This window comes from Aminobacter sp. P4_H6_2 (genome assembly GCF_056400805.1).
In genome coordinates, this window is the sequence record NZ_JBFUKO010000575.1 from 1 (window position 1) to 3,424 (window position 3,424).

At 61.9% G+C, this 3,424-nt stretch carries 3 protein-coding genes and 1 pseudogene; all 4 read left to right on the forward strand.

The window, feature by feature from the left end; all coding sequences use genetic code 11:
* Positions 1 to 646 (forward strand): alpha/beta fold hydrolase (locus tag AC1DUU_RS26800; protein WP_476786392.1); only part of this gene is annotated, 646 nt, incomplete at its 5' end.
* 23 nt (positions 647 to 669) lie between these two features.
* Positions 670 to 1,761: a Zn-dependent alcohol dehydrogenase gene (locus AC1DUU_RS26805; protein ID WP_476786393.1), complete on the forward strand. Its 1,092-nt coding sequence runs from the start codon at positions 670 to 672 to the stop codon at positions 1,759 to 1,761.
* A gap of 96 nt (positions 1,762 to 1,857) precedes the next feature.
* Positions 1,858 to 2,607, forward strand: a complete 750-nt coding sequence (locus tag AC1DUU_RS26810) for a GntR family transcriptional regulator (protein ID WP_476786394.1) — start codon at positions 1,858 to 1,860, stop codon at positions 2,605 to 2,607.
* Positions 2,608 to 2,860: 253 nt separating this feature from the next.
* A pseudogene (locus AC1DUU_RS26815) lies at positions 2,861 to 3,424 on the forward strand (transposase); the annotation flags it as partial.

Sequence of the window (3,424 nt, forward strand, 5' to 3'; positions counted from 1 at the left end):
GGACATGCCCGGTTACGGCGGCTCGGCAGCGATCTCCGAAACCACTCCGATGACCGAGATGGCCGACCTTCTTGCCCAGTTCCTGCGCGAGAAGCTGCAGGTCGAGCGAACGCACCTTGTGGGGCTGTCGGTGGGTGGAATGATCCTGCAGTCGTTCGGCGCGCGCCACCCGAACATGGCTGCGAGCCTGACAATCATGGACAGTTCGCCAAAATTCGCGTTTGGCTCGTCCATCCAGCCCGAAGAGTTCATCGAACCGATCCTCGCGCAGCTCGCCAGCGGCATCGCAGTGCACGAGTTCGCCGATGGAATGGTTCGCGCCATCATGGCGCCCGACACGCCCGAGGCGATCCGCGCTGCGGGCGTCGGAGCTATGGCGCGCGCCCGTCCCGAAGGGCTTGCCTTGTGCACCCGGCTTATCGGCGGGCATGACGGGCTGGCAGACCTGCCGCGCATCTCAACGCCCACATTGGTACTGGTCGGCGAGAAGGACGGGGAAACGCCACCTTCCTATTCGGCCGAGATCGCCGCGCGCATCGGTAGTGCCGAGATGCTGGTGATCCCCGGTGCGGGGCATCTGTCGAATGTCGAAAACGCACCTGCCGTCAACACCGCCCTCACAGCATTCCTGAGTCGCCACCGCTGAGCCTTTCAGCCAAGGGATTTTCAATGAAAGCCGCAGTCCTGCGCACCTTCGGCGCACCGCTCGAGATCGAGACCGTCAGTCACGCCAATCCCGGTTTCAGGGAGGTTCTGGTGGAGGTCGCAGCCACGGGGCTTTGCCACACCGACCTGCATTTCATGCAAGGCCATTTGCCAGTGCCGGTGCCGGCGATCCTTGGCCATGAGACGGCCGGCGTCGTGTTGGCCGTGGGCGCGGGGGTCTCTGCCTTCGCGCGAGGCGACCATGTTGTCGGCTGCCTCTCGGCCTTTTGCGGCGGCTGCGAATTCTGCCTCTCGGGCCGACCCTCGATCTGCGAGGATGGCGATCATCTGGTGCGGACGAAGGAAGAGCCCTCGCGCCTGTCATCAGTTGGCCAAGCTGTCACCCAGTTCATGAATCTCTCGGCCTTTGCCGAGCGAATCCTCGTGCACGAAAACGCCATCGTGAAGATCGACAAGGCTATGCCGCTTGACCGCGCTGCGCTGATTGGTTGTGGCGTGACCACCGGCTTTGGCGCGGTGGTGCATACGGCAAAGGTTCAGGCCGGTCAGTCCGTAGCGGTGGTTGGCTGCGGAGCGGTCGGGCTGTCGATTCTGCAAAGCGCGCGCATTGCCGGTGCGATGGATGTGATCGCCATCGACATCAATGACGACCGGCTGGAAACCGCCCTCCGTTTCGGCGCAACCGCCTCGATCAACCCCACCGGGCGCGATGTGGTGGCTGAGGTGCGGGCGCTTACCGACAACAAGGGTGTGCATGTGGCCTATGAGGCTGTCGGAACGCCGAAGCTAGTGGAGCAATCCTTCCTCATGACCCGCAAGGGCGGCACGACAGTAATGGTCGGCCTAATGGGCGACGGCGCGCGGATAGACCTGCCTTTCGCCCACTTCATCGCCGAACGCCGTGTGATGGGCTGCGACATGGGTTCCAACCAGTTTCGCACCGACGTGCCGCGGCTGGTGCGGCTTTACCTCGACGGGCGGCTCAACCTGGACGATATGATCACCGCGCGCATCCCGCTTGCCGGCATCAACGAAGGGTTCGAGGCCATGAAGCGCGGTAACGGCATCCGCACTGTCATCGATTTCCACGGCTGACGACTTGCCGCACAGAAATCTTGCCCGCATATGGCAATAGTGCAAACCTAAAGGTGGGCGGAGCACTTCGTTGTCCAATTCAAGAAAGGGCCTTCGTTGGCAGAGTTTAAGCCAATTATCGTGCACAACCAGCGGCTCGCAGACGAGGTCCACCGCCAAATCCTGATGGCGATAACTGGCGGGATCATTGCGCCCTCCGATAGGATCGTTCAAGAGAAGCTCGCCGCCGAGTTCCAGATTAGTCGCACCCCGGTGCGTGAGGCGCTGTTGCGCCTGGAACAAGAGGGTGTGCTGGTAACTGCTGGTCGCGGCGGTTTTGCGCTACGGTTGATTTCCGATGAGGATGCGCGCGAGATCTATTCCGCTCGCCAGTCGATCGAAGGCTACAGCGCGCGTCTCTTGGCCGAGGCCAAGGATGAGGCTGCCTTTGAAAGGATTGCCGAGGTGATCCGGATAGAAGAGGCGCGCCAAGTCACCACCGCTGCCGAATATTATGAGGCCAACAAGGCCATTCACCGAACCTTTGTCATGCAAACCGGAAACCGCTACCTGCTAGAGATGTTCGACCTGATGTGGAACCGAAGCATCTCTTTCCATGTGTTCGCCTCGACCATGAGTGGCAGCGCCTTGGCGGAGTCGCTTCGTGCGCATCTTGACCTGCTGGATGCTGTCCACAGCGGCAACGGCGACGTGGCGGCCCGGGCAATGCGCGAGCATATTGCCCAGGGACTCGACCTGCAGCTGAACGCGATGAGCGCAACGGGAAGACGCGACGGCAGGGATAAAGCAGCGAATCCTCCGACACCTGGCGTGGCGGATCATTCCATGTCGTCAAGCTCTTCGTGAATGTCGGCGATGATGTCCGAGCGCTGCTAGGCGGTGTCGCCCGCATGCGCGGCATAAGCTATCGCCAGCAGACGCCGTGGACTAGGTGCGTGGTCCCGGAATAAGATGGCGCGGGTGGATCTTGAAGACAGACGGTCCTGGTCCAAGCGTCGCAGATAGCCTTGTAGGACGTTCGCGACCGAACGACAACCGCGCCGCCGCATCCACACCGTGCACTTGAAAGACTGACTTCGCGATCCAGTCCAATCGTCGCAACGCCCGCCATGCCAAGGCTGCGCTCGATACGGCGGCGAACAAGACGGATGCGAACGACGCCGATGGTTTGGCGCAACTCGCGGAGGTCAGTTTCCTTCGCGAGGTGCGGGTAAGAGGATTTGACAGCACGCTGGTCGCGACGCGAACCCAGCTGGTTCGGATCAGCACCGAGCTTTCCAACCAGACCCGCGGCGTCATGAAAACCTTCGGTCTCGTCGTTCCGATCTGAAAGGGAAGCACCTTCGAGAAGAACGTCCGACGCCTTCTAGTCGATCAGGATGGGCTTGCATCCATCGTATTGCCGATGCTGGAAGCCTGGCGCAGTATTCGCATCCGCGCCGCCGAACTCGGCCGTCAGCTCGTCCGAGAGGCGCGCCAGAGCCAGGTCGCCGTATCCTCATGTCGATCCCGGCGTCGGAGCGATCACCGCCACCTCCTTCCCTGCAGCTATTGAGGACCTGGACAACGTCAGGAAGTCCCGATCCGTTGGTGCTTGGGTCGGCCTGACCGCTCGGCGCTACCAATCCGGGGAAGTCGACTATGACGGCCATATATCCCGGCG